General features: G+C 43.9%; 1 protein-coding gene and 1 pseudogene. Both read left to right on the top strand.

Annotated elements, in window-relative coordinates; genetic code table 11:
- Window positions 1-85: 85 nt before the first annotated feature.
- The gene (locus NV381_RS38105) at window positions 86-373 is read left to right on the top strand and encodes a transposase (RefSeq protein WP_258218459.1); all 288 of its coding nucleotides are present in this window, start codon (window positions 86-88) and stop codon (window positions 371-373) included.
- A gap of 20 nt (window positions 374-393) precedes the next feature.
- Window positions 394-1248: pseudogene (locus NV381_RS38110) on the top strand (IS3 family transposase); the annotation flags it as partial.
- Window positions 1249-1288: the final 40 nt, after the last annotated feature.

Here is a 1288-nt window from a genome sequence, read left to right on the forward strand (position 1 = left end):
TAGATCTAGAATAAAAAGTGGACACCTCATAAGAGAATGCAGATAATTAAATTACAAAGAGGAAGAGGTGTCCGGTGTGGGTGAGATGAGACAGAGGTTCAGTGATGAGTTTAAAGAAAAGACAGTAAAGTACATTCAAGAACAGACAAAGAGCGTTCCGCAGATTGCAGAAGAGTTAAACATCCCAGCAGGAACGTTACATCAGTGGTTGGGGAAACATCGCAAGTTTGAAAATGAACCGCTTGTAGATCGGGAAGCCATTCGTCAGAAAGATCATCAAATCCAAGAGCAGGCAACCGAGATTGAGGATCTCAAGGAAGAGATCGCCATTCTAAAAAAGGCCATGCACATCTTCAGCAAAGAAAGGAACTAAGGTTCCAGTTTGTCGAAGAGCACCGCTCCGTGTTTCGACTGGAGAAGATGTGCAACGTTCTTGAAATATCCCGGAGTGGTTACTACAAATGGCTACAAGAGAAGGAAAAAGAAAACAGCTATCAGAAGCGTCGGAAAGCACTAATGGCGCGTATTATTTGGCTTTTTCTAGATCATTGTAGTCGATATGGCGCCCCTAAAATCACGAAGTTGCTTAAACGAGAAGGATGGGCCGTGTCAGAGCGCCTGGTAGGTATTCTCATGAATGAGAGTGGGCTGCGATCATGTGTATCAAAGAAGTTTAAGGTACAAACCACCGACTCCAATCACGACGAGCCTATCGCACCAAACGTGCTCAACCAAAAATTTAAGACAACAGCACCAAACAAGGTCTGGTTAACGGATATCACTTACGTGCCGTGTCGTGAAGGCCGCTTGTACCTCGCTAGTGTAATGGATCTATACACGCGTAAAATCGTTGGCTGGAAGCTCGGTGACAGGATGACAGAAGACTTGGTGCTAGCTGCGCTAGATCAAGCTTATGAGTCCAAGAAGCCACCTAAACGACTCCTACATCATTCTGATCGAGGCTCACAATATGCCTCGAAAGCATACCGTGCCCGACTTAAGAAGTATCGCATGAAAGCTAGCATGAGCCGTAAAGGAAACTGTTACGATAACGCCTGCATCGAGTCTTTCCACAGTGTGCTGAAGAAAGAGTTTATTTACTGTACAAAATTTCGGACTAAGGCGCAAGCACAGCAAGAAATGTTTGAGTATATTGAACTCTTTTACAACCGTAAGAGAATTCATGGTTCTTTGGGCTATGTTTCACCGGATCAATACGAGGCCATGTATTACAAAAAGGTTGTGTGATATCTCTTATTTGAGTGTCTACTTTCTTGACAGAGATCCA

The sequence above is a fragment of the Paenibacillus radicis (ex Xue et al. 2023) genome (assembly GCF_024722015.1).
Taxonomy (GTDB): domain Bacteria; phylum Bacillota; class Bacilli; order Paenibacillales; family NBRC-103111; genus Paenibacillus_S.